The sequence below is a fragment of the Pseudomonas weihenstephanensis genome (assembly GCF_016812185.1).
Classification (GTDB): Bacteria; Pseudomonadota; Gammaproteobacteria; order Pseudomonadales; family Pseudomonadaceae; genus Aquipseudomonas; species Aquipseudomonas weihenstephanensis.
In genome coordinates this window covers 823,203-847,893 of sequence record NZ_JAAEBV010000001.1, presented here as the reverse complement: position 1 = coordinate 847,893, position 24,691 = coordinate 823,203, and the positions used below count along the sequence as shown (strand labels likewise).

Genomic DNA, 24,691 nt, shown 5'->3' with positions numbered 1-24,691 from the left:
CCACCGGTGGCGACGTTTTTCCAGTGCACACAAAAACGCCCCGGTTCTCACGAGCCGGGGCGTTTTTTGTTGCCGGTGAATGACTTACTGAGCGATTGAAATCGCGTTGTTAGGCAATTGCGGCTGGCGATACAGGTCGAGCAGTATCTGGTCGAGTACCGCAGAAGCGCCCCAAGGGCGCGGATCATTAAGAATCGCGACCACAGCCCACGTGTTGCCATTGCTGTCGCGGCTAAAGCCCGAGATGGCGCGCACTGTATTGAGGGTGCCGGTTTTGATGTGGGCCTGACCGTTCATGGCGGTGGTCTTCAGACGCTTGCGCATGGTGCCGTCTTTGCCGGCGATAGGCATGGAGCTGATGAACTCGGCAGCGTAGGGGCTTTTCCAGGCGGCCTGGAGCATCTGCGCCATTTCACGCGCGCTCACACGTTCTGCACGGGACAGGCCGGAGCCGTTTTCCATGACCAGGTGCGGAGCCGTAATGCCTTTTTTGGCCAGCCATTGACGCACGACGCGTTGCGCAGCCTTGGCATCATCGCCGTCGGCGTCGGTGCGGAACTGCGCGCCCAGGCTCAGGAACAATTGTTGAGCCATGGTGTTGTTGCTGTATTTGTTGATGTCGCGAATGATCTCGGCCAGATCAGGCGAGAAGGCGCGGGCCAGCACTTTGGCGCCCTTGGGCACTGAGCCCTGGCGATCCTGACCCAAAATGCTGCCACCCAGCTCTTTCCAGATCGCGCGCACAGCACCCGCGGTGTAGGTCGCATGATCGAGCAGGGACAGGTAGGTCTGCGAGTTGCAGCCATCGCCCAGTTGCCCGTTGACGGTCACCACCACCGACCCGTCGGCTTGCGGCACCGGGTTGTAGCGCACATCGCCTGCGCATTGCTTGGAATTGACCGCTTTGACCTGGTTGTCGACGCGGATGCTGGCAATTGGCGGCTCGACTGAAATCAACACCTTGCCCGCATCGTTACGGGCAACAAACCGCAGGGCCTTGAGATTGACCATCAAGGCATCGGGCTTAACCAGAAACGGCTTGTTTTTATCATTGCCGTCGTCGTCAAACACCGGCAAGTGAGGTTGTTCGAAGAAGCCGCGATCCAGAATCAGGTCGCCGGTCACTTGCTGCACGCCATTGGCCCGCAGGTCGCGCATCAATAGCCAGAGTTTTTCCATGTTCAGCTTGGGATCGCCGCCACCCTTGAGGTACAGGTTGCCTTGCAGGATGCCATTGTTCAGGGTGCCGTCGGTGTAGAACTCGGTTTTCCACTGATGGGTCGGGCCGAGCATTTCAAGGGCGGCGTAGGTGGTGACCAGTTTCATGGTGGAGGCCGGGTTCATCGACACGTCGGCATTGAAGACGGTGGGTACGCCGGGGCCGCTCAGGGGCAGCATCACCAGCGACAGTGCGTCGTTTTGCAGCTTGTTGGTTTTGAGCGCTTGTTGAACCTTGGGTGAAAGCGTGGTGTTGACCGGGGCGGCGTGAGCCCCAAAGGCGAGTGGCAGAAAAAAGCCGGCAAGTAACAGAGGACGTAAAGATTTGATCATAAGAAGTAAAACCCTGCACGCGAGGGGAAAAAATACGAGGGCATGATGATAAGTTCCCTCAATGGTCATAAAAGTGACGGCATTATGCCCCAAGGTGGCTGGACTTGTGCATTACCGTGTTACACCCATCTGTTGATTAAATGCACAAAACGATGAGCCGTCCACACGGAACCGGGCACGTGCAGCCTGAAACTGGTAAAGTGCCGCCGTTATTACTTAAGAGGATTGTTCAATGGCTACTAATCGTTCCCAGCGTCTGCGCAAAAAACTGTGCGTTGATGAATTTCAGGAGCTGGGTTTTGAGCTGAACCTGGATTTCAAAGAAGACCTGTCGGAAGAAGCTATCGACGCATTCCTCAGCGCCTTCTTGGCTGAAGCCATGGAAGCTAACGGTCTGGGCTATGTTGGCGGCGACGACTACGGTCTGGTTTGCCTGCAAAAGCGCGGCTCGGTCAGCGAAGAGCAGCGTGCTGCGGTTGAAGCCTGGTTGAAAGCTCGCACTGAGCTGACCAGCGTTGAAGTCAGCCCGTTACTCGACGTTTGGTACCCGGAAAAGCCAATCAATCCGGTAGCCTGATGTGACGCAGGGAGGCGGCCCATGGGGTTGCCTCTCTGCTGCTTTACTGCAAGATCCTCTAGCCCGTTCGGGCGTCGCTTAAATCCTCGTTATTGTTGGTCAGCTTTTATGGCGCGATCCTGCGTGCCTGGCGCCTGAGAGCCTCTGCAAAGGGGCAATGCAACTGCGGTTGCAGTCGCAGGCCAAAAAGCGTGCAAAAAAAAGGACAAGGGGTGAGCTTGTCCTTTTTGCGGGCGGTTAGAAATCAGTCGTAAATCACTTTCTTCTTCCAGTCGGCATCCGCGTCATCGGTTTTCAAGCCTTCAGTCAGTTCGTTGACTTCATCTTTCGCCGGTTCAAGGTTGGTCAGCACCAGCGAGTTGGCGCGCACCAGTTGCTCTTCCATTTCTTTGAGTGCTGCGCTGTACATCGCAGGCTCTGGTTGTTTGCGCAGGTATTGAGCGCCGCGCTCATAGGCAAGACGCGCTTGGCCCGGCTGATTTTGCTGAAAAGCGAGCTGGCCCAGATTATTGAAAAACTCGATGTGCAGCACCACGAGCAAGTGCCGAATTTCTTTGATCCAGCGCTTGGCTTCGTTGGTGGGCAGGAAGCCGTCCTGAACGGCGCGGGTGATTTGCCCGTGCAGGGTTTCCAGCAAAAAGCGCACATCTTTGGCTTTGGCTTCGGTCAGGATAGGGCCGGGCGGGTTGTTGACCGGGATCGATTCACCCTGGCCGATCAATGCATTGAGTTCGGCGATCCGGGTCTTTAAAGGCGCGCTGTTTTTTTGCAGGTGCAACAGGCGTTGTGTGGCGTTAAGTTCCAGGCGTGCCAGCAGGTGTTTGAGTGCGGGCGACATCAGTTGGCCAGGGAACGTCTCGCTGACTTCGCTGCAACGACGCACACGGTCAGTAAGCTCAACCTTTAAGCGGGCCTTTTCCAATTTGTTGTTTTCCACCACATGGTTCATGTAACCGATGGCGATCAATAGGACGATCCCGGCTACTACAAGCAGGGTGATCATGGATGGCGTCAACGTAAAAACCTCTTTGGATGGTCGGTGGGCTTTATTTTCTAAATGTGCAAACGGTCTTGAGGTTGGCTGCCCTCGTCTATTAAAGAGGTTGGACTGCTAGCGGAAGTACAGAGTGCCACTATTGCACGGTGCCAACTATAACTCCTTGTAGGATGTCGGAATATAGGCGTCAGGACATCGGCGCCGTACGGTGCATGAAATGAGGTGAAGATGGGCGAAGTCATTGATTTCAATATATTTTCATATTGGGGTTGACGACTTCCCAAACCATCCCTAGAATGCGCGCCAATTGCAGCGTAAAGCACACAGCGAAACGCAGTAACCAGTGAAGTTGTAGCGTGTCCCCTTCGTCTAGTGGCCTAGGACACCGCCCTTTCACGGCGGTAACAGGGGTTCGAGTCCCCTAGGGGACGCCATTGCGGGAATAGCTCAGTTGGTAGAGCACGACCTTGCCAAGGTCGGGGTCGCGAGTTCGAGTCTCGTTTCCCGCTCCATTTTTAAGCAGCTTCGCTCTCGGGCGGGGTTGAGTGAAAGCCAGATCCTTAGCTTCGGTTATGTGATTGGCACTGAAATGTACGTGTGCATTTCGGGCAACGTCCCCTTCGTCTAGTGGCCTAGGACACCGCCCTTTCACGGCGGTAACAGGGGTTCGAGTCCCCTAGGGGACGCCATTATTGCGGGAATAGCTCAGTTGGTAGAGCACGACCTTGCCAAGGTCGGGGTCGCGAGTTCGAGTCTCGTTTCCCGCTCCAAATTTTGTTTTCTGACGCTCAATAGTGTTGAGAAAGCATAAAAAGATCAGCCAAGGCTGATTTTTTTTGTGTCACAAGCAGCTTTGCTTTCGAGTGAAGTTGGTGAAAAGCCAGAGCGATAACTTCGGTTACTGTGCCTGGCACTGAAATGTACGTGTACATTTCGGGCAACGTCCCCTTCGTCTAGTGGCCTAGGACACCGCCCTTTCACGGCGGTAACAGGGGTTCGAGTCCCCTAGGGGACGCCATTATTGCGGGAATAGCTCAGTTGGTAGAGCACGACCTTGCCAAGGTCGGGGTCGCGAGTTCGAGTCTCGTTTCCCGCTCCAAATTTTGTTTTTTGGGGCTACGCAGTTTCAAAAAACACCAGAAAAGCAGCCTTATGGCTGCTTTTTTTGTGCCTGCGATTTTGCAAGGTCACGCCCGGTCAATCCGCTCTAAGCAAATAACCAATCGATCTGCAAGAAACTCACCGCTCGCGCCACAGAAGGTTCTTCTACTTCTTAATTGAGCTTCAGGATGGCGCACTACTTTGATCTTGCCCAGCAACAAGACATTCACACCTTGGCCCGCAGCTTTACCGGTCGTACGCAATGGCCCTCCTGGCTATTGTTGATCGCTGTTCCCGGTGCGTGGTTTGGCCTGCTGTTCATCAGCCCGTTGATAGGGGCTTTTTGGACACTCCTTTTGTTGATACCGGTGGTCGTGTTGTGGATGTCGGTGCAGCACGAACTGTTGCACGGGCATCCCACGCGGGCGCTGTGGTTCAACAAACTGCTGGGGTATGCACCTTTTGCCGTGTGGTACCCGTACACCTTGTACCGAGACAGCCACTTGCTGCACCACCGAGACCATGATCTGACCCTGCCCGGCATCGACCCGGAAAGCCGTTACCTGCTCAACCGCCAATGGCCTCAGTCGCCCAAATTGCTGCGTGGGTTGCTCTGGCTGAACAAGACTGTGGCGGGGCGGGTATTGATCGGGCCGCCACTGGCCTTATGCGGGCTGGCCACGGAAGAGTTTGCGCGGTTGCGCCAAGGTCAGCGACAGGCGTGGTGCATGTGGCTGACGCACGGTTTTTGCACAGGGTTGATGTGTGCCTTTATTGCTCACTACAGCGTGCTTTCGATCTGGCAATACGTGTTCCTGGTAACGGTTCCTGCACTGTCTGTGGGCGCGTTGCGTTCTTACTATGAGCATCGGCCTGCCGAACGGCCCGAACAGCGAACGGTGCTCAATGAGGCCGGTTGGCCCTGGGCGTGGCTGTTTTTGCACTTGAATTTGCATTTGGTGCATCACGACATGCCGGGCTTACCGTGGTTTTACTTGCCCACGGTGTACCGGGCTCGGCGCGCGCAATGGATTGAGCGCAGTGGTGGCTTCTTGGTTGAAGGCTATGGCACGTTCCTGCGCAACAATAGCGTGCGCGCCATCGACAGCCCTCAGCATCCCTTCCATTAATTGCACCAGGAGTGTCCTATGTCGGGTCGTTACGCCGCCCTCGCGATGTATGTAGCACCGAAGCCGGTGCAGGCCGCCAATGAGCAATGGCTGACACGCATCATGCACTTGTTGGGATACATACGCGCTGATGCGCAGGGGCTTGAGCTGAGCGCGTTGTTTCGTGCGCCTGAGCTGCTGCTGACACAAACCTGCGGCTACCCGTTGATGACTCAACTACGCGATCAGGTGCAATTGATTGGTCGTCCGCGCTACGAATGGCCGCACAGTACGGGTGGCAGCCATTGCAGTGTGATTGTCTGCCGCGAACAGGATCCGCGTCGCACATTGGCTCAATTTCGTGGCTGCCGAGCGGTGATCAATGACGAGCATTCCAATAGCGGCATGAACCTGTTTCGTCATCAACTGGCGCCCCTCCAGCAGGGTGGGCGCTTTTTTTCGTCGGTGACAATCAGCGGGGCGCATCAACACAGCCTGCGTTGGGTCCAGGCTCAGCGCGCAGATCTGGCCGCTATTGACAGCGTGACCTTTGCCTACCTTGCGCACTACGCGCCTCAAGACGTGGCGGGCATTCGAATCGTTGCCCGCACGGCCCCCAGCCCGACCTTGCCGTTTATCACGTCTATCGGCACGAGCGCGCAGGAGGTACAGCGCATTCGCACTGCCATGAACGCGGCACTTGAACAGTTACCGCAGGTGGGCGACTGCCTGCGGCTGCGTGAGGTGCTACCTGCCAGCCTGGCAGACTATGAATGCGTCCTCGATTACCAGCGCGAGGCGACGCTTCAAGGCTTTGAGGTGCTGCAATAGCACGCCACTGCGCGCGTTTATATATCAAAAGTTAATGTTTAAATCATTTTTTAATATTTAAAAGAAATAAAGGCGTTTGCTAGGATCGCCGCACCGGATCACCGGACACGTTGCTTTCATCTTATTTTTGGAGCCTGTATGTCCGGGGCCGACCTTTCTCATCGTGATGACGTGAGTCATCTTTTCAGCGCTCACTATGTTTGGCTGCACACTCGTTTGCGGCGCAATCTGCATTCAGACAGCTACGCTGAAGACATTGCAGCCGACACCTTTGTCCAGTTGCTCAACGTGCCAACCCCAGGGGGTATTCGTGAGCCGCGGGCGTTATTGACGACCATCGCACAGCGGCTGGTGTATCAACTATGGCGCCGTCGTTCGGTAGAGCGGGCCTATTTGATGACCTTACCCCTGCACGATACGCAGGACGTGCCTAGCCCTGAGTCTATGGCGCAGTTACATCAAACCTTGCGCACGGTGCAGCGTCAGCTCGAAGGGTTGCCCGACAAGGTCAAATCAACCTTTGTGCTCTCGCGGGTGAACGGCATGACCTACCCCGAAATAGCCGCGCAGTTGGGGATTTCCCAGCGTTCGGTCAGCGATTACATGAACCTTGCGCTGCGCCGGTGCTCCAAAACAGGCATTGCACCGTTTCAAGACCACTCCTCCAAAACAAGAGAATCTGTATGAACAATCTGAAAAAGTGGCTCGGTGGCTCGCTTCTGGCGTTAGGACTCATCACACAGCCTGTCTTGGCGCAAAGCCAGAAGCCCCCTGTTTATTTCGGTGATATCACTTGGGAAAGCGGCAGTTTGATCACCGAAGTGCTGCGCTTTATCACCGAGAAAGGCTACGGCGTCGCCACAGACACTTTGCCCGGCAGCACGGTCAGTCTTGAAGCGGCCCTGGCTAAAAACGACATTCAGGTGATTGGCGAAGAGTGGGCGGGTCGCAGCCCGGTGTGGCTCAAGGCGCAAGCGGAGGGCAAAGTGTTTGGCGTGGGCGATATTGTCAAAAACGCCAGTGAAGGCTGGTGGGTGCCGGAGTATGTAATCAAGGGCGATGCCGAAAAAGGCATCAAGGCGCTGGCGCCGGACTTGAAGTCGGTCAACGACCTGGCGCGCTACAAAGAGGTGTTCCGTGATCAGGAAGACCCGACCCGTGGCCGTTTCCTTAACAGCCCCACCGGCTGGACGTCTGAGATTGTGAACAGCCAAAAGCTCAAAGCGTATGGCCTGGACAAGGATTTCGTGAATTTCCGCACCGGCTCGGGCGCGGCGCTGGATGCCGAAGTCAGTTCCTCGATTCGCCGTGGCAAACCGGTGTTGTTCTACTACTGGTCACCGACCCCGCTGATTGGCCGCTACAAACTGATCAAGCTCGAAGAGCCGGCCTTTGATGCTGAGGCCTGGAAGACCCTGGCTGACGTCAACAACCCTAACCCCAAAGGCACGCGCTCATTACCGGCGAAACTGGCGATTGGCGTTTCAGCGCCTTTCAAAGCCGAGTACCCGCAATTGGTCGCGTTCTATGAAAAGGTCGACTTTCCGATTGATTTGCTCAACACAACGTTGGCCCACATGAGCGAAAAACGCACGGAGCCACGCAAGGCCGCTGAAACTTTTTTACGCGAGCAACCGCAGATTTGGCATGCCTGGGTAACCCCTGACGCGGCACAAAAAGTCAATGCAGCGCTGAACTCCAAATAACTCACTGACACGAGCACTGCATGTTTCCAGACAACATGACGTTTTCCATCGCAGGCTGGGTCAATGACGGCGTGGACGCGCTGGTCAGCCATTACGGCGATGTGTTCAGGCACATCTCCGACACGCTGCTGTGGGCCATCATCAACCTTGAAAACCTGCTGCGCATCACCCCCTGGTGGCTGATGCTGGCCATCGTGGGGGCGATTGCCTGGCACGCCACCCGTAAAGTCCTCAGCACAGTGGTGATTGTTGGCCTGCTGTTTCTGGTCGGTGCCGTCGGGCTGTGGGACAAGCTGATGCAAACCCTGGCGCTGATGATGGTGGCCACGGTCATTTCGGTGGTGTTGGGGGTTCCGCTGGGTATTCTCGCGGCGCGCAACAATCGCTTGCGAGCGGTGATGATGCCCTTGTTGGACATCATGCAAACCATGCCCAGCTTTGTGTATTTGATCCCGGTGTTGATGCTGTTCGGCCTGGGCAAGGTTCCGGCCATTTTTGCCACGGTGATCTATGCCGTACCGCCATTGATTCGCCTCACCGACCTGGGGTTGCGTCAGGTCGACCGTGAAGTGATGGAGGCGATCAACGCGTTTGGCGCCACCCCTTGGCAGCAACTGTTCGGCGTGCAACTGCCGTTGGCGATGCCGAGCATCATGGCGGGCATCAACCAGACCACCATGATGGCACTGTCGATGGTGGTCATTGCATCGATGATTGGTGCGCGGGGTTTGGGCGAGGACGTGTTGGTCGGCATTCAGACGCTCAACGTGGGCAAGGGCCTGGAGGCCGGGCTGGCGATTGTGATTTTGGCAGTAGTCATTGACCGTATCACCCAGGCCTATGGCCGACCTCGGCATGGGCCTCAGGAATGACAGACGTGACGATCAATAAAATCGAAGTGCGCAACGTGTTCAAGGTGTTCGGTAATCGCGAAAAAGACGTGCTGGCGCTGATCCGCGAAGGCAAGAGTAAGGAAGAAGTGTTGGCCAAAACGGGTTGCGTGATCGGGATCAACGACTTGTCGCTGTCGATCCGTGCCGGTGAAGTGTTCGTCATCATGGGCTTGTCCGGTTCCGGCAAGTCGACGCTGGTGCGTCACCTCAATCGTTTAATCGACCCCACCAGCGGCCAGATCCTGGTCGACGGTCAGAACATCCTTGATTACGACATGCCTGCGTTGCGTCAATTCAGGCGGCACAACGTCAGTATGGTGTTCCAGAATTTCGGCCTGTTGCCGCATCGCAACGTGCTGGAGAACGTCGCGTATGGGTTAAAGGTCAGGGGGGAGCGTCAGGCGCAATGCGATGAGCGCGCACGGCACTGGATCTCAGTGGTGGGCCTGCAAGGCTATGAGCACGCCTTTGTTCATCAGTTGTCGGGGGGAATGCGACAGCGCGTTGGTCTGGCACGTGCATTGGCCACCGACACCGACATCATCCTGATGGATGAAGCCTTCAGCGCCCTCGATCCGTTGATTCGCGCTGAGATGCAAGATCAACTGCTTGAGCTGCAACGCACATTGCAAAAAACCATTGTGTTTATCACCCATGACCTGGATGAAGCGCTGCGCATTGGCAATCGCATTGCCATTCTCAAAGATGGGCAATTGGTTCAGGTGGGCACGCCGCACGAAATTTTGCAGGCCCCTGCCGATGACTATGTTGACCGTTTTGTGCAGCGCCACCGGTCCAGCATTTAGCAATATCTGCTTACCACCACCCCCCGTGTTTCATCACGTTGAATCGCTTACTCGGTTGGCGTTGACGGTTACCCCGTCAGCCGGACTGTCTTTTAGCGATTCAATGCGATGGATTGACCATGAAAAAACTCTCTTCAACACCCGATTTAATTGCCCGATACAGTCCGTTGGGCAGCTTTGTTCATCAGGACTTTGCGCCTCGCCCTACCTTTCGCGGTGCAGCCATGCAGTGCTTCAACAGCCTGTTGCTCGACAAGTATCCGAACCTGAATGTGGGTGACAGTACGCCGCTGTGGATTGCTGAGCCGTTACCCATCACGAGCCAGGGGCAGCCCCCACGCTACCGGTTCATGGCGGTGGTTGAGGTACTGATTCAGTGTTATATCGATACTGAGCCGGTGCACTTGGTCCAAGGCTTTCATTGCCTGACCACGGACTCAACTGCCCAGCCCCCCACAGCCTTACCGGTTGATATGAGTGAGGTGCAAAAGCGGCTCAATGACTGCGCCGAATTATTAATGGATGCCTATCAACAGGCCTTGGCGCAGTTCTGGAGCGAAGCCACTGGGCGCGGTATCAGCCCGGTTCAATGGATACAGCAGGTACTGCAAGGAAGCCTGAACGCCGTCACTGCGCAACCTGGATCATTGCCGACTTTGACCGGGGATCAGGCGGCCGCATTGGCTGTCGTGGCCAACTTTCCCTATGCTGCGGTCCGTTCGAAAATGGCCGAAGAAACCCCGCTGCATGCTTATCTGATCAATATCCAATGCGTTGAAGCCACGCAGACCCAGCGCTTTCAGTTACCGGGGATGGGCCTGATTACACGTCTGATGCCCGACAAACTGTTAGTTCTCGGCTACTCGCTGGCGCATGGGGTCGAGGTGTTTGATTCTGTGCAAGCGTTCGGCACCGCCTTGACCCAGCGCTTGCAAGGGACACTCGATGGGCCGTTATTTACGTGGTCGTTACATGAGCCAGAAGGCAACTTTTTTACCGGGTTGGCGTTGACGCTGCTTGATCAACAGTTACGTCAACTGACCCGTGCTGGGCAGCGCGCTCAAACAGAGCGCTGGAGTGTGGGGCGGTTAATGCAAACGCTTGAGTCTGACAGTGCCATGTTCGATTTTTTCAGCCGCCCTGATCGTGCTGAGCTTGAGTGGGTGATGGCCAAGCTGCCTGCGTGGCTCAGTCAGGCTGGGGCGCAGGATCTGATGGAATACAGCGCCTTAATGGCCGAGCAAGCGTCGCATAGACAGACTTTTCTGGACGGTATCGTGTCGCTTCCCGCCTACGCCGCCCAGGTTCTCAATACACGTTTCCAGCTCGATCACCCGGGTTTCAGTGTGGATGCCGCTAAGGTCGAAATCCATGATGTGTCGATCCAGAGTCTACAGTTGGGATGGCTGACAGAAGAAGTCATCCCATTACCAGAATTTGCGTTGATGTACGTCGGTGGAAAACCCGCTGGGCTTATGAATCTGAGTCTTCAAGATCAGCAGCGATTGCCGCACTGGTTGACCTCGGCTTACCTCAAAAAACTACTGGACGAACTTGATATTGGCAGCCAATACATTGCATTGATCAAGCGCCTGCTGGTGGATGATCGGGTTGAGTCCGCGCGCCGCCTGGCCTTGTACAAGCAGCAGCTGAGGGTGCAGTTGCCCCTGCAAGCGCTGGAAAAAAAGATCAAGGCGCAAGCCGGCTTTACGGCGGCAGGGTGGCAAATGCTCAAACATGTGCTCAACCCTGACTCAGTCGCGAGAGCGGTGTATGACCGCCTATGTGTCAGGCCGTTAGGCTTTTACGCTTATGAAGGGGCAGCACCTGATTATGTCGCCAACATGTTTGTGTTCGGCGCAAGAGATATTGGATCCGGGCCTTTTGTCCTCTACCGGCCACTGGCAGGTGAGGCCCTGCTGGAGTTTGCAACGTGGGGGGCCTTACTGGCGGCCATCAATCAGTCCGGTGAACTGCAAGAGACAGTGCTGGCGTGGCTGGATGACGACGCGCGCGGTTTTTATGCCGATGGCGGCTTTGAGCGACCGCATCTGGAAGGCGTTTTATTAGAAGGATTTTTGGCGCTTTTACCGCGCAGTGCGGCCAGGCTCAGTACGGAGCGCGTCGTGGGTGATGTTTTCACAGCGATGTTTAATAGCAATGCCAATGCATTAATAACCCTGTCTGACAGGCAAACGATGTCGCGTTCAGAGCGGCGCTGGATGTTGTTCAAGCGCTATGCATGGACTGTCTTTAATGGTTTGACGTTTTTTGTCAGCGGCCCGCTGCAAAAAGCGGCGTGGCTGTTTCAAACCTTGGTTAGCCTTGAGAGCGGCTTACAGGCCCGTATCGAGGGTGATAAAGAGGCTGCCACGCAGACCGTGATTGATCTGCTATTCACTGTTAGTTTGGCGTTATTGCATGCAGGAATGAAATTTAAAGCAGGGCCCCATGAGCCACCAGACCTTAAAGCGCCCATTGATGAACCGACGTTCACGCTAATCGGGGATGAAAGACCGACGCCTGTTGAGCTGCCTGTGATGTCATCCCTGGCACAACAAAAGGTCCCCTCCATCAGTGGCCATTCAGTGATGCGTTTTTCAACCCTGGACTTTTCCTGGTTCAGTGCTTCACCCCAGCTCTCACAGAGCCTGCGCATCAGTCTGGAGACGTTCGCCGCAGACGTAGACCTCACCTCGGGTACGTCAATAGCGGTAGGCCCGTTAAAAGGCGTTATTAAATATCAAGGTAAGTCATATGTACGACTCGACGGCAAGGCTTACCGCATCACCCGCCAGGGTGATGGGTTAGTCGTGCAGGATGACAAGCAGCCTGAGCGGCTGGGGCCAAGGCTTAAAACAGATGGCTTGGGCCAATGGGATCTCGATTTGCGCTTGGGATTACGCGGGGGCGGGCCGAAGAAGCGTATTCAGGCATTGCGTGCGCAAAAAAACGAAAAGCTGACCGAACTTGCCCAGGATGAAGAGCGCCTCTTGGCCGAGCTTGAAAGGTGTGATGGCGTACTGAAAATCAGTGAACAATTGCTGACCGCTAATCCTGAGCGGCTGACACAGCTGCTAGACCGCTATGAGCGCGATGTGGGCCTCTGGCGAACAACGACGCTTGAGCTAATCAAGGTCATGGGCAAGGCCAATAAGTTGATGCCGACGCAGCATTATGAAAAAAAGATGCAGGAGGTGTGGCCACGCGTCGTGCTCAGGCTGTTCAAGTTGCAGAATTATTTAGACGATGCGCTGCGAGGGTTGCCGGTCTCAAGCGTGCACCCGGCTTATCTCGATGGGCTAAAGGCCGTACTGAGCGGTATTAAAGACGCCAACAACGCGCCGTACAAACAATGGGTTGAGCATTTAAAGCAGGCAGAAAAGTTGGAGGAACGGCTTTTTAATAATTCTGTGTTTGAGTCTGAAGCCATTACACAAGCCATGCTCAGACCTTTGCCCAAAGGAAGTTCCTTGGCCGAACTCATGCAGCGGCCTGATCGGCAATATTTTGATTGGCATTGGGCGGTTGGATATCTGGAAACCCTGTGTGAGCTTCTGATTCGACGTGATGCAACGGATCTTCTGCCTGAAGAGCAATTTGCGTTTGACCTGTTTGGCCAAGGCACATTGAGTGATACGGCGTGGTCACAGCTGTACATCCCACGCGAGGGGGGATTTCTTGGTCTCCAACCTATCGACGTGTTCGACAGTGCAATCGAGCAATATGCGTCGGCTGATGCCATTTGCGTAAGCCTTGAGCAGCTTGGCTCCGAGCACTTTCGTAACGAGTATTTGCCTTCCATTCGCCGAGTGCTGGAGCATCTCAGGGGGCTTGCCGAAACTCAGCTGGAAATGGCCATTCGTGAGCCAGAAAGCGCCTCATCTCAATTGGATGAGCCAAGGCCCGGGCCAAGCAGTCAGATGCGGGTACCCGTTGCGAAAGCCGTGCCATTAAGCCCGGCACACAAGATCATCAAAACCACTAAGAAGCAGACATTGGTGGGCATAAAGCGTGAGTCTCCCACCCAGCCCGGCGATGAAATCGTGGACGTGACCGAGGGTGTGGATCGTATGCAGATTCGCTCCTTTCGCCAGCTCGAAAATGGCCATTGGGAAGAGTTCGGCAGTACCCGTCCCTCAACGGCACAGGTTTCGCATACCAAGAATCTGGTGAGGCTGGAGGCCGATGCACGGAGCTTACTGGGGCGTTTGCCCAAGGTGATTCAAGACAACCGGGCAAGTGCCGCGACATCAAAAATCCCGATTGAAATTGAAGAAATACTGACGTTCAAAGCCCAGTCAATGGAGGAGGTGGGCCGGCAGATCGAACAGATCGTCATGGCCACGCCTGCGCACCCCCCGACGTTAACTGAGGCACGCAGAAGCGTTGTGCTGGCGTTGAGCCAAGAACTTGCGATAGAAGCGAAAGTGCTGCGTTCAGAGGGCAAAAATTTACGGACTCAGATCATTAAACGGCTGCCACCGACAGGGCCAAATGTTGACTATTTAAAGACCCAAAATGAGATCACCATTGCGCGCGAAGGCCCTAGGCGGCATTTATCCAAGGGGCAACGCAAAGATTACCTTCAGGAATATACGATCAGTGACAAGGACGGCAAGGTGCTGTGGTTTGCGCATTTTCACTATCCCGCGCTCGACACCCCCGAGGCTGCTTTTGATGTGGCGCACTTGAAAACCGCCAATCAGAGAACGTTGAGTGAAAGGGCGCTTTATGCCAGAGCCAAGACTGCCCACGATTATATCGAGGTGTACCGCGCCAAATTAGACAAGGATTTGGCGCAGCGTCTTTTTCTGTCAACGCCATAGTGCCGCAAGTGGTGGAGGCAGGCGGTGCTGTCAGTCCAGTTCATAACGCACTGACAGCACCCCTTTTTTCTCGGTAACCGATAGCACCTTCACGGCCTGCAACTCGCACAGCGAACGCACATGGGTGCCGCCGCACGGGTACCTTGGCAGCTCACCAAAACTGACCGCGCGCTGTGGGGCGTCGAGGTGCAAATGCCGGGGCAGGTCGGCGCTGATCCAGTGCGTGAGTTGCTGCTCAATGGCGCTTGCATCCAGTGTTTGGGGCTGCTCGCCGGGTATAAAGCTGACCCGGCATTCACCCGGCCAGTGGTGAGCTTTGGTGGGTATCCAGCCAGCCTGTTCGCCCACCACGCCGATCAAGTGCCCGGCCGAATGCAGTCGGGTATTCAACTGGCGACGCTGGGCATCGACGCGAACCTGTACCGGGCCAAGGGCAACGGGTTGCTTGAGGTAATGCACGATGCTGTCGTGTTCTTGTAGCGCTTTGAGTACTTCACTGTCGCCGATCCAGCCAATGTCTGACGGTTGCCCGCCACCTTGCGGGTGAAACGGCGTGGCCTGCAGGGTCACGGCAAAGCCTTCCTCGTGGGGGGTGCATTGCATCACCACGGCATCGGCAGTCAGTGTGTCGTCGGAAAAATAAAGGCGTTGAGTCATCACGGTGTCCTGATCGAATTCTTTTTCTAGTATAGAAAAGCGCACTCGGTGTGATAATCCCTGCAAATTTCAATGGACCTGTGCGTCATGAGCATAAATCCACCGTTGTCGTTGTTGGCTGAAATGGTCGTGTTTGTGCGGGTGGTTGAGGCCGGGAGCTTCTCTGAAGTGGCACGCCAGCTGGGTACCTCACCGTCGGCTGTCAGTCGCAGTATTTCGCGCCTTGAAAAAGCGCTGGCGCTGCGTTTGCTACAGCGCACCACGCGTAAATTACGTTTAAGCGAGGGCGGTGAGGCCGTATTCAAGCGCTGCTGCGAGGTGGTGGGGGCGGCCCAATCGGTGATGGAGCTCAGTGGCCAGTTTACGCAGGAGCCTGAAGGCTTGATCCGGGTCAGCGTGCCCAAGGCCATCGGGCGCTACGTGATTCACCCGCACATGGCGGATTTTTTGCGCCGTTATCCAAAAGTCGATGTGCAGATGATGTTGGAAGATCGCTACGTCGACCTGATTGATGACAACGTTGACCTGAGTATCCGCATCACAGACCAACCCGCGCCGGGGTTGGTGGGGCGCCAGCTGTTTGCGCTGGAGCACGTGCTGTGTGCCACGCCCGCTTACCTGGCTGAACACGGCCTACCGGCCCGGCCCGAAGACTTGCGTGCGCACAGTTGCATTTACCTGGGGGAAACCCCGGCGGATGCGCGCTGGAAGTTCAAGCAGGGCAGCAAGTCCGTGACCGTCGGGGTGCACGGGCGGTATGCGGCGAATCACACCGGGGTACGGCTGGAGGCGATCTTGCAGCACATCGGGATTGGCAGCGTGCCGTATTTCACGGCGCGCCACGCATTGGCCCAAGGGCTGGTCGTGCAAGTGCTGCCTGAATGGAGTTTTATTGCGTCCTACCATGGTGGCGTGTGGCTATTGCATGCGCCATCGCGTTATCTGCCGCCCAAGCTGCGGGTGTTTATTGATTTTTTAGTAGAGCGAATGGCGCAGGAGCCGACACTTGGCATGCCGCATAAGCAGGTGTAGCCGCAGGTGCAGCATGGGGCGCTGTGTGCCAAAAAAAAGGCCCGCCCGGTTAAACCGGGCGGGCCTTTGAATGTTCAGACAAGCATTCAGTGCTGGGTGCTGTCTTCAGTCACGGGCATGACCATGAACTGCTTTTCCTGATTCCAGTCGAACGGTTCGCCGTTCAGTTCAGCTTCATGACGGCGCTCTTCCAGTGCCTGGTACATGTCCAGTTCTTCATCCGAGAGGAAGTTGAAGCACGCACCGCCGAAGTACCACAGCAGGTCACGGGGAACCAGATGGGCGATCTGCGGGTAGCGTTCGATCACTTGGCACATGATGTCCTGGCCCAAGTACTGGCTGTTGATCGGGTCAACCGGCAGCGAACTGCGCATGTCGTCAAAGCGTTCCAGGAATAACGCGTGGCTTTCCTCAGGGATCTGCTCAGCGTCACCGACAGCAACCAGGATGCTGCGCAGAATATCGAGCAACACGAGGTTGTGGTTCAGATCGTTGGTGGCCATTGCGGTGTCCTCTAAAGCAAAACGGGCGCGGGAGTATAAAGCCCCGCGCGCCCGCTGTCGTGCTATCGAATCTTTCCTTCGCTGAGAGTTAGCTCATCTTTGGAAAAATCATCCACGTCAATCACCTTGCGACGTGCGGCTTCGGCCTCGCGCAAGGTCTGCGCCTCGTCGGGTTGCAGCACGCCTGCTTTCACGCCTGCCTCAATCGCCGGTTCGCCGGCGGCGGGGTTGACCTGACCGCTTTTAAGGCCCTCATGCAATTTTTTGAACAGTGGATGGGCGGCGCTGAGCAGTTCGCTGGCGTGTTGCAGGGCGCCGACAGGATCGTCAGCCGATTGTGGGCGATAGCAACCTGCCAACACCGCTTCAAGGGTCGGGTCGCCCTTGGCGCGGCCCAATACAGCGGCGACTTCAGCGTCCAGCGCATCGGACGGCCCGGTGTGGCGACGCCCAAACGGGAACACGATGGCGCGCAACAAGAAGCCCAGTGTGCGACTCGGGAAGTTTTGCAGCAGCTCATCCAGCGCGCGCTCGGCATGGCCCAGGCTTTCTTGCATGGCCCAGTTGAACAGCGGGTTGAGGTACTCGGGCGAGTCCATGTCGTGGTAGCGCTTGAGTGCGGCCGAAGCCAGATACAGGTTGCTGAGCACATCGCCCAGACGTGCGGACAAGCGCTCACGGCGTTTTAACTCACCGCCCAGCAGCATCATGCTCAAATCGGCCAGCATCGCAAAGGCTGCGGCCTGGCGATTAAGCGCCCGGAAGTAACCTTGGCTCAATGCATTGCCGGGAGCTTTTTCAAAGCGCCCAAAGCCCAGGTTCAACACGAAGGTGCTAGCGGCATTGCTCACCGCAAATCCGATGTGCTTGAGCAGCAGTCCATCAAATTCGTGCAACGCTTGCGCGTGATCTTCGCGCCCGGCCAGCGCCATTTCCTTCAGTACAAACGGATGGCAGCGGATTGCGCCCTGGCCGAAGATCATCAGGTTGCGCGACAGAATATTCGCGCCTTCGACGGTGATGAAGATCGGCGCCCCTTGCCAGCTGCGGCCCAAATAGTTATTGGGCCCCATGATGATGCCCTTGCCACCGTGAACGTCCATCGCATGGCTGATGCATTCGCGGCCGCGCTCGGTGAGGTGGTACTTAAGAATGGCCGACAGGACCGAGGGTTTTTCGCCCAGATCGACAGCGTTGGCGGTCAGCATGCGGGCGCTGTCCATCAGCCAGGCATTACCGCCAATACGGGCCAGGGCTTCTTGAATGCCTTCGAAGGCGGCCAGCGGTACGTTGAATTGCTCACGCACTTGCGCATATTGCCCGGTCACCAGGCTGGTGAACTTGGCGGCGCCTGTGCCGACCGCCGGGAGTGAAATCGACCGCCCGACTGACAGGCAGTTCATCAGCATCATCCAGCCCTTGCCAAGCATTTCCTGGCCGCCGATCAGGTAGTCCAGCGGGATGAACACGTCTTTGCCGCTGTTCGGGCCATTCATGAAGGCCGCGCCCAGTGGCAAGTGACGGCGGCCTATGTCGACGCCCGGTGTGTCGGTGGGGATCAACGCCAGGCTGATGCCCAGGTCTTGTTCCTCGCCCAGCAGGTGGTCCGGGTCGTGAGCCTTGAACGCCAGCCCCAGCAGCGTGGCGACCGGGCCGAGCGTGATGTAGCGTTTTTCCCAATTCAGACGCAGGCCGATCACTTCTTCGCCTTGCCACTGACCTTTGCATATGATCCCGGTGTCGGGCATGGCGCCCGCGTCAGAACCCGCGAGCGGGCCGGTGAGCGCAAAACAAGGGATGTCATCCCCCCGGGCCAGACGTGGCAGGTAATGGTTGCGTTGCTCGTCGGTGCCGTAATGCAGCAACAGCTCAGCCGGGCCGAGTGAGTTGGGCACCATCACCGTGGAGGCCAGATCGCCGCTGCGGGTGGCAAGCTTCATCGCCACTTGCGAGTGTGCATAGGCCGAGAAACCTTTGCCGCCGAATTCTTTGGGGATGATCAGCGCAAAAAAACCGTGCTCTTTGATGTGCGCCCACGCTTGGGGGGGTAAGTCCATGCGCTGGCCGATGTCCCAATCACTGACCATTGCACACAGTGCTTCGGTCGGGCCGTCGATGAAGGCTTGTTCTTCTTCTGTGAGTCGGGCCTTGGGGTAGGCCAGCAACTGGTTCCAGTCGGGGCGGCCACTGAACAATTCGCCGTCCCACCACACGGTGCCCGCGTCGATGGCGTCGCGTTCGGTTTGCGACATGGGCGGCAGTGTTTTTTGAAACCAGTTAAAAAGCGGCGCGGTGAATACTTTGCGCCGCATATCAGGCAGTAACAACAGGGCGGCGGGGACCGCCAGCAGGATCCAGAAAATACCCAACAGCCAGCCTGGAGCATGACTGAACAGGCCCATGGCGAGTAGATAGACCGCGACCACGCCCATGGCGGGCAGCGGGGCAACGCGACGATGCGCCAGCCAGGCGACGCCAACGATTAAAACCACAATCCACAACAACAGCATATTCAATCCTCCGTGAAGCCAGGGGCGGGCACCTTTGTGAGCTTAGTCGCAAGTCGTGATCAAGGCGTTATGGATAGTGACCTCGCGCGGGAGGCGGAGTTCGTCTGGCAAGGTTAGACTGCCCCGGCGTCTATCAATCAGGAGTTGAGTCATGCTCAAAGTGTGGGGTCGCAAGAATTCGTCAAATGTCAGAAAAGTGCTGTGGTGTGCCGAGGAGTTGGCGTTGCCTTACAACCGGGAAGAGGCCGGAGGTGCTTTTGGTGTGGTCGATACCCCCGAATATAGGGCGTTGAACCCGAATGGCCGGGTGCCAATGATCGAGGACGATGGTTTCGTGTTGTGGGAATCCAACACCATCGTGCGCTATTTGGCGGCCAGATATGGGTCAGACACCTCTTGGTATCAACGTGATGTTTGCGTGCGGGCGCAGGCCGACAAGTGGATGGACTGGACGACATCTTCATTCGCCGGGCCGTTTCGTGATCTGTTTTGGGGCATTTTACGGACCCCCGCCGAACAGCAGGATTGGGGGGTGATTAACGCCGCGAGTAAACACTGCGCCGAATTGTTATCGCTGGTTGACCAGGCGTTGTCACAAAAGCCTTACCTGTCCGGTGATGAAATCGGCATGGGGGATATACCGCTGGGATCGTTTATTTACGCCTGGTTTGAAATGCCCATCGAACGCCCGCGCATGCAGCATCTTGAGGCGTGGTACGAGCGTCTGAAGCTGCGTCCGGCCTATCGCAACGCGGTCATGACTGCGTTGACTTAATACCCACTATTAATACGGGCGACTGTACTTGTGCGTCGAGGCCAAGCACCATGCACCTTGCGTGTCGGACTTGTATGACTGACGGCTCGCCCTTATCTACACCTCCCATTCCCTCATCTTGGTGCGTAATCAGATATGAGTTCCGCTCTGTCCATACGGCAGCTAACCAAAACCTACGGCAACGGTTTCCAGGCCCTGAGTGGTATCGATCTGGATGTATCCGAAGGTGACTTTTTCGCGTTGCTCGGCCCGAACGGGGCTGGCAAATCCACCACCATTGGCATTCTCTCGACGCTGGTCAACAAGACGGGCGGCACGGTGAATGTGTTTGGTCATGATCTTGACCGTGAACCTGCTGCACTCAAGCGCTGTATTGGCGTGGTGCCGCAGGAGTTCAACTTTAACCAGTTTGAAAAAACCTTCGACATTGTCGTGACTCAGGCGGGGTATTACGGCATTCCGGCGAAAATCGCCAAGGAACGTGCCGAAAAGTACCTCACCCAGCTGGGGTTGTGGGACAAGCGCGACACACCTTCACGTTCGTTGTCCGGCGGTATGAAGCGCCGTCTGATGATTGCCCGCGCCCTGGTGCATGAGCCGCGGCTGTTGATTCTCGATGAGCCGACCGCAGGCGTGGACATTGAGCTGCGTCGCTCGATGTGGAGCTTTCTCACCGAGCTGAATGAGCAGGGCACCACCATCATCCTCACCACCCACTACCTGGAAGAGGCTGAGCAGTTGTGCCGCAACATCGGGATCATTGATCACGGCACCATCGTTGAAAACACCAGCATGCGCCAGTTGCTTGGCCAGTTACATGTCGAAACCTTCCTGCTTGATTTGAAAACCCCGTTGCAGGCTGCACCGCAGTTGATCGGCTACCCAAGTGCGTTGCTCGACAGCGCCACGCTGGAAGTCCAGGTGGACAAGGCGGTCGGCATCACGGGTCTGTTCACGCAATTGGCGGCACAGCACATTGAAGTGGTGAGCCTGCGCAATAAAACCAATCGCCTTGAGGAGTTGTTCGTGTCGCTGGTCGAAAAAAATCTGGCAAAGGTGGCGATATGAGCTCGGAGCTGCGCCCCAATCTGATTGCGTTAAACACCATTGTTTACCGTGAAGTGCGACGTTTCATGCGTATCTGGCCGCAAACCCTGCTGCCACCAGCGATCACCATGGTTTTGTACTTCGTGATCTTCGGTAACCTGATTGGCCGACAAATCGGTGATATGGGTGGTTTCACCTATATGGAGTACATCGTGCCGGGCCTGATCATGATGTCGGTGATCACCAACGCCTACGGCAACGTGGTATCGAGCTTCTTTGGCGCCAAGTTCCAGCGCTCGATTGAAGAACTGATGGTGTCGCCGGTATCGCCGCACATCATCCTCATCGGTTTTACCGTGGGCGGGATTTTGCGCGGGCTGATGGTGGGTGTGATCGTGACCTTGCTGTCGCTGTTCTTTACCGACCTGCAAGTGCACCACTTGGGACTGACGGTGGCCGTGGTGGTGCTGACGGCGACTATCTTTTCGCTGTTGGGGTTCGTCAACGCGGTATTTGCGCGTAACTTCGATGATATTTCGATCATCCCAACCTTCGTGTTGACGCCCTTGACCTACCTGGGCGGGGTGTTCTACTCCATCAGCTTGTTGCCGCCGTTCTGGCAGACGGTCTCGATGGCCAACCCGGTGCTGCACATGGTCAACGCCTTCCGTTACGGCATTCTGGGTGTCTCGGACATCAAGATCAGTGTGGCACTGACCTTCATGGTCATTGCGACCGTGGTGCTTTACCTGCTGTGCGCGCGGTTGCTGGTCAGCGGTCGCGGCATGCGTCAGTAGCAAACATGACGGTAGGTGTTTTTTGCGCGAAACGACGCCCCTTCAGGGGCGTTTTTTTTGTCGGCGTTTCCATTGGCGGTTCACCCACCAACGCCAATACAGCTGGGTCAGGCAATAAGCCAGCGCACCCAACACCACGCCACACACCACCGAACCCAGTAGAAAAGGCTGCCACACCGTAGACAGTTGCCCGCTGATCCACTCCCACGTCAGGTTCTCGGGCAGGGTGCGTGCCGGCACATTCATCAACCACGCCCCCAGTTTGTAGGTGCAATAAAAAACCGGCGGCATGGTAATCGGATTGGTCAGCCATACCAGGCCAACCGAAATGGGCATGTTGCTGCGCACGGTAATGGCGAGGAAGGCGGCCAGTAGCATCTGGAAAGGCATGGGGATAAATGCCGCAAAAATGCCCACTGCCATTGCGCGGGAAACCGAGTGCCGATTCAGGTGCCACAGATTGGGGTCATGTAGCAGGGTGCCCATAAAGCGTAAGGATTTGTGTTCCCTGATGCTGGCTGGGTCTGGCATGTAACGTTTAAACAAACGCCGTGGCATGGGCCTCTCCCGGGAATGAATGGGGCAGTATGCCCAAATTCACTCTTCTGCCTATTCAGACTTTGTGACAATTATTTAAGCGCGTATTACCCGCATCGACTAATCCGAGGTAAAGGATCTCGGTGGGCTGGCTATGTATACAGGGATGTTAGGGCTGGCGTCGGGCTTGATGGCTTTGCGTTATTTACCGGTGTTGCCGCCGGCGGGGTGTCTGTTTCTTCTGTCGGCAGTGGGACTGGCGCTGTTGTTTTTTCGTACCTATCCATTTGGATTGTTTTTGTTCGGGCTCGTATGGGCGTGCGTACAGGGGCAATCGGCGCTGAACGATCGTTTGTCGCCATCGCTCGATGGTCGCACCCTATGGGTTGAGGGGCGTGTGATTGGCCTGCCGCAACGCACAGGTACAGCGCAGCGGTTTGAATTACGGGACGCGACCTCGCGTCATGCCGAGCTGCCGCGCACCCTGCGTTTAAGCTGGCATGGCGGCCCGCCGCTCAACAGTGGTGAGCGTTGGCGTCTGGCGGTCAAGCTCAAAAAGCCCCATGGGTCACTCAATCCACAGGGGTTTGATTACGAGGCCTGGTTGCTGGCGCAGCGTATCGGGGGGACCGGTTCGGTCAAGGAGGGCCAGCGTTTAGCGCCCGCGGCCTATGCATGGCGAGACGGTTTGCGCCAACGCTTGTTGCAGGTTGATGCTCACGGCCGAGCACCGTGGCTGGCAGCCCTGGTGATGGGGGACGGGTCCGGGCTAAGCCGTGATGACTGGGCGCTGCTGTAAGCCACGGGGACCGTGCATTTACTGGTGATTTCGGGTCAGCACATCGGGCTGTTTGGCGGGTTGCTCTATGGGCTTGTCGCGCTGCTGGCACGTTATGGCCTATGGCCGCGTACCTGGCCGTGGCTGCCGTGGGCCTGCGGCCTGGCCTTTGCGGGTGCGCTCGGTTATGGCCTGCTCGCAGGGTTTGAAGTGCCGGTGCAGCGGGCCTGCGTCATGCTCGGGCTGGTCCTGCTATGGCGTTTGCGGTTTCGTCATGTGGGCATGTGGTTGCCGTTTTTGCTGGCTCTCAACGCGGTGTTGATAGCACAGCCTCTGGCGAGCCTGATGCCGGGGTTTTGGTTGTCATTCATGGCAGTGGCCGTGCTGATATTCACGTTCAGCGGGCGCTTGGGTGCGTGGCGGTGGTGGGCGGCCTGGACCCGGCCCCAAGGTTTGATCGCGCTGGGGCTGTTTCCTGTGATCTGGGCACTGGGTTTGCCGGTCAGCGTGACCGGGCCAGTGGCGAACCTGGTGGCGGTGCCGTGGATCAGCTTGCTGGTGCTGCCCTCGGCGTTATTGGGCACGTTGCTGTTACCTGTGCCTTGGCTCGGGGAGGCACTTTTGTGGCTGTCGGGCGGTTTATTGGATGCCCTGATACGCGGGTTAGCGTTGTTGGCCGGTACTTTTTTGCCGTGGATGCCCGCACAAGTCACAACCGGTGTGTGGTGCTTGAGTGCTATCGGGGTGCTGATTTTATTGCTACCCGCAGGGCTTTTACCCAGGCCGTTGGGCTGGCCGCTGGTGCTGCTCGCGGTATTCGCGCCACAAGAGCAGATTCCCCATGGTCAGGTCGAGGTCTGGCAACTGGACGTCGGGCAGGGGTTGGCGATGGTGCTGCGTACACGCCATCACACCTTGCTCTATGACGCAGGGCCCAAGGTCAGGGAGGTGGATCAGGGTGAGCGCGTGGTGGTGCCGGTGCTGCGCGCGTTGGGTGTCGGTAAATTGGACGTGATGCTCATCAGTCACGCCGATTCTGACCATGCCGGTGGCGCGTTGGCCGTGCAGCGCGCCATGACCATCAAAAAAGTGATCAGTGGTGACGTGCCCGGGTTGGCACTACAGTTACAGGCGCAGCCGTGTGTCAGTGGCGAGCGGTGGGAGTGGGACGGTGTGAGTTTTTCACTCTGGCAATGGGCGGATGCGCAGACGGGTAATCAAAAATCCTGTGTGCTGCTTGTACAGGCCAGCGATGAGCGTCTGTTGCTGACGGGTGATATTGACGCGTTGGCCGAACGCGCCTTTTTGAAAAGCCCTCTGGCGATGCCGGTGCACTGGTTGCAATCGCCGCATCATGGCAGTCGTTCATCGTCATCCAAGGTGTTTCTGAATGCGTTAAAACCTGAACATGTGCTCATATCGCGAGGTCACGGCAACAGCTTTGGTCATCCGCACCCGCAGGTACTGGCACGTTACAACGCCTTGGGCATGAACGTGCTGGACAGCGCAGAACAAGGGGCGCTGCGGTTCAGGTTGGGGACAAGGGGGATGGCCCGCAGCCTGCGTCAACCCAGCAGGTTTTGGCGCCAGGGCGGATAACCAGGGTTTTGCCTGCGCCTGAGCGGGCGCCCAATCCTATGGTAGAGTGGCGCACT

Annotated in this window: 18 protein-coding genes, 6 tRNA genes and 1 pseudogene; 19 read left to right on the top strand and 6 right to left on the bottom strand. The window is 56.8% G+C overall.

Annotation, left to right across the window (positions count from 1 at the left end):
- Nucleotides 1–84 precede the first annotated feature (84 nt).
- Nucleotides 85–1,551 carry a D-alanyl-D-alanine carboxypeptidase/D-alanyl-D-alanine endopeptidase gene (dacB, locus tag GYN01_RS03735; RefSeq protein ID WP_048400915.1) on the bottom strand — a complete coding sequence of 489 codons (1,467 nt, stop codon included), beginning with the start codon at nt 1,549–1,551 and terminating at the stop codon, nt 85–87.
- 232 nt (nt 1,552–1,783) lie between these two features.
- Between dacB and GYN01_RS03730 the strand changes: the two genes are divergently transcribed.
- Nucleotides 1,784–2,128: a YggL family protein gene (locus GYN01_RS03730; RefSeq protein WP_048400913.1), complete on the top strand. Its 345-nt coding sequence runs from the start codon at nt 1,784–1,786 to the stop codon at nt 2,126–2,128.
- Nucleotides 2,129–2,372: 244 nt separating this feature from the next.
- On the opposite strand, the gene GYN01_RS03725 is transcribed toward GYN01_RS03730, so the two are convergent.
- Entirely contained in the window at nt 2,373–3,131 is a 759-nt protein-coding gene (locus GYN01_RS03725) for a hypothetical protein (RefSeq protein ID WP_173426991.1), read from the bottom strand.
- 352 nt (nt 3,132–3,483) lie between these two features.
- Between GYN01_RS03725 and GYN01_RS03720 the strand changes: the two genes are divergently transcribed.
- The 13 genes from GYN01_RS03720 to GYN01_RS03660 all read left to right on the top strand — a co-directional run bounded on the left by GYN01_RS03720 (nt 3,484) and on the right by GYN01_RS03660 (nt 14,400).
- A tRNA-Glu gene (locus tag GYN01_RS03720) sits at nt 3,484–3,559 on the top strand.
- Nucleotides 3,560–3,561: 2 nt separating this feature from the next.
- Nucleotides 3,562–3,637 (top strand) — tRNA-Gly (locus GYN01_RS03715).
- Nucleotides 3,638–3,738: 101 nt separating this feature from the next.
- A tRNA-Glu gene (locus GYN01_RS03710) sits at nt 3,739–3,814 on the top strand.
- 5 nt (nt 3,815–3,819) lie between these two features.
- Nucleotides 3,820–3,895, top strand: a tRNA-Gly gene (locus GYN01_RS03705).
- A 172-nt stretch (nt 3,896–4,067) separates the two neighbouring features.
- Nucleotides 4,068–4,143: transfer RNA gene (locus GYN01_RS03700), tRNA-Glu, on the top strand.
- A gap of 5 nt (nt 4,144–4,148) precedes the next feature.
- A tRNA-Gly gene (locus tag GYN01_RS03695) sits at nt 4,149–4,224 on the top strand.
- 190 nt (nt 4,225–4,414) lie between these two features.
- A complete protein-coding gene (locus tag GYN01_RS03690; protein ID WP_048400911.1) occupies nt 4,415–5,356 on the top strand; it encodes a fatty acid desaturase in 942 nt (313 codons plus the stop codon).
- 18 nt (nt 5,357–5,374) lie between these two features.
- Complete coding sequence (locus tag GYN01_RS03685; RefSeq protein WP_048362914.1) at nt 5,375–6,166, top strand: phosphate/phosphite/phosphonate ABC transporter substrate-binding protein; 792 nt, start codon at nt 5,375–5,377, stop codon at nt 6,164–6,166.
- A 138-nt stretch (nt 6,167–6,304) separates the two neighbouring features.
- Nucleotides 6,305–6,853 carry a sigma-70 family RNA polymerase sigma factor gene (locus GYN01_RS03680; protein ID WP_048400909.1) on the top strand — a complete coding sequence of 183 codons (549 nt, stop codon included), beginning with the start codon at nt 6,305–6,307 and terminating at the stop codon, nt 6,851–6,853.
- The gene (locus GYN01_RS03675; RefSeq protein WP_048400906.1) at nt 6,850–7,872 is read left to right on the top strand and encodes an ABC transporter substrate-binding protein; all 1,023 of its coding nucleotides are present in this window, start codon (nt 6,850–6,852) and stop codon (nt 7,870–7,872) included. Before GYN01_RS03680 ends, GYN01_RS03675 begins: the two co-directional genes overlap by 4 nt.
- 20 nt (nt 7,873–7,892) lie before the next feature.
- Nucleotides 7,893–8,744, top strand: a complete 852-nt coding sequence (locus tag GYN01_RS03670; protein ID WP_048400903.1) for an ABC transporter permease — start codon at nt 7,893–7,895, stop codon at nt 8,742–8,744.
- Complete coding sequence (locus GYN01_RS03665; RefSeq protein WP_048401227.1) at nt 8,741–9,571, top strand: quaternary amine ABC transporter ATP-binding protein; 831 nt, start codon at nt 8,741–8,743, stop codon at nt 9,569–9,571. Before GYN01_RS03670 ends, GYN01_RS03665 begins: the two co-directional genes overlap by 4 nt.
- Nucleotides 9,572–10,578: 1,007 nt before the next feature.
- Nucleotides 10,579–14,400, top strand: a complete 3,822-nt coding sequence (locus GYN01_RS03660) for a dermonecrotic toxin domain-containing protein (RefSeq protein WP_125828539.1) — start codon at nt 10,579–10,581, stop codon at nt 14,398–14,400.
- Nucleotides 14,401–14,430: 30 nt separating this feature from the next.
- On the opposite strand, the gene GYN01_RS03655 is transcribed toward GYN01_RS03660, so the two are convergent.
- Entirely contained in the window at nt 14,431–15,057 is a 627-nt protein-coding gene (locus GYN01_RS03655) for a serine-tRNA(Ala) deacylase AlaX (RefSeq protein WP_048400899.1), read from the bottom strand.
- Nucleotides 15,058–15,144: 87 nt separating this feature from the next.
- Here GYN01_RS03655 and GYN01_RS03650 point away from each other — a divergent pair, with 87 nt between their 5' ends.
- On the top strand, nt 15,145–16,089 hold the full coding sequence (locus tag GYN01_RS03650) for a LysR family transcriptional regulator (RefSeq protein WP_048400897.1): 945 nt from the start codon (nt 15,145–15,147) through the stop codon (nt 16,087–16,089).
- Between the two features lie 86 nt (nt 16,090–16,175).
- Here the strand turns inward: GYN01_RS03650 and GYN01_RS03645 are convergent, their stop codons facing one another.
- Both GYN01_RS03645 and GYN01_RS03640 read right to left on the bottom strand, forming a co-directional pair.
- The gene (locus GYN01_RS03645; protein ID WP_048362921.1) at nt 16,176–16,592 is read right to left on the bottom strand and encodes a PA2817 family protein; all 417 of its coding nucleotides are present in this window, start codon (nt 16,590–16,592) and stop codon (nt 16,176–16,178) included.
- A gap of 62 nt (nt 16,593–16,654) precedes the next feature.
- Entirely contained in the window at nt 16,655–19,102 is a 2,448-nt protein-coding gene (locus GYN01_RS03640) for an acyl-CoA dehydrogenase (RefSeq protein WP_203306603.1), read from the bottom strand.
- 151 nt (nt 19,103–19,253) lie between these two features.
- Between GYN01_RS03640 and GYN01_RS03635 the strand changes: the two genes are divergently transcribed.
- The 3 genes from GYN01_RS03635 to GYN01_RS03625 all read left to right on the top strand — a co-directional run bounded on the left by GYN01_RS03635 (nt 19,254) and on the right by GYN01_RS03625 (nt 21,721).
- Entirely contained in the window at nt 19,254–19,877 is a 624-nt protein-coding gene (locus GYN01_RS03635; protein WP_048400892.1) for a glutathione S-transferase family protein, read from the top strand.
- A 135-nt stretch (nt 19,878–20,012) separates the two neighbouring features.
- On the top strand, nt 20,013–20,945 hold the full coding sequence (locus tag GYN01_RS03630; protein ID WP_048362924.1) for an ABC transporter ATP-binding protein: 933 nt from the start codon (nt 20,013–20,015) through the stop codon (nt 20,943–20,945).
- Complete coding sequence (locus GYN01_RS03625) at nt 20,942–21,721, top strand: ABC transporter permease (protein WP_048362925.1); 780 nt, start codon at nt 20,942–20,944, stop codon at nt 21,719–21,721. The genes GYN01_RS03630 and GYN01_RS03625 overlap by 4 nt, the downstream gene beginning before the upstream one ends.
- Nucleotides 21,722–21,763: 42 nt before the next feature.
- Here the strand turns inward: GYN01_RS03625 and GYN01_RS03620 are convergent, their stop codons facing one another.
- Nucleotides 21,764–22,279: a DUF2062 domain-containing protein gene (locus GYN01_RS03620; protein ID WP_048400890.1), complete on the bottom strand. Its 516-nt coding sequence runs from the start codon at nt 22,277–22,279 to the stop codon at nt 21,764–21,766.
- Between the two features lie 133 nt (nt 22,280–22,412).
- On the opposite strand from GYN01_RS03620, the pseudogene GYN01_RS03615 reads away from it, so the two are divergent.
- Nucleotides 22,413–24,635: pseudogene (locus GYN01_RS03615) on the top strand (DNA internalization-related competence protein ComEC/Rec2).
- The last annotated feature ends 56 nt before the right edge of the window (nt 24,636–24,691 follow it).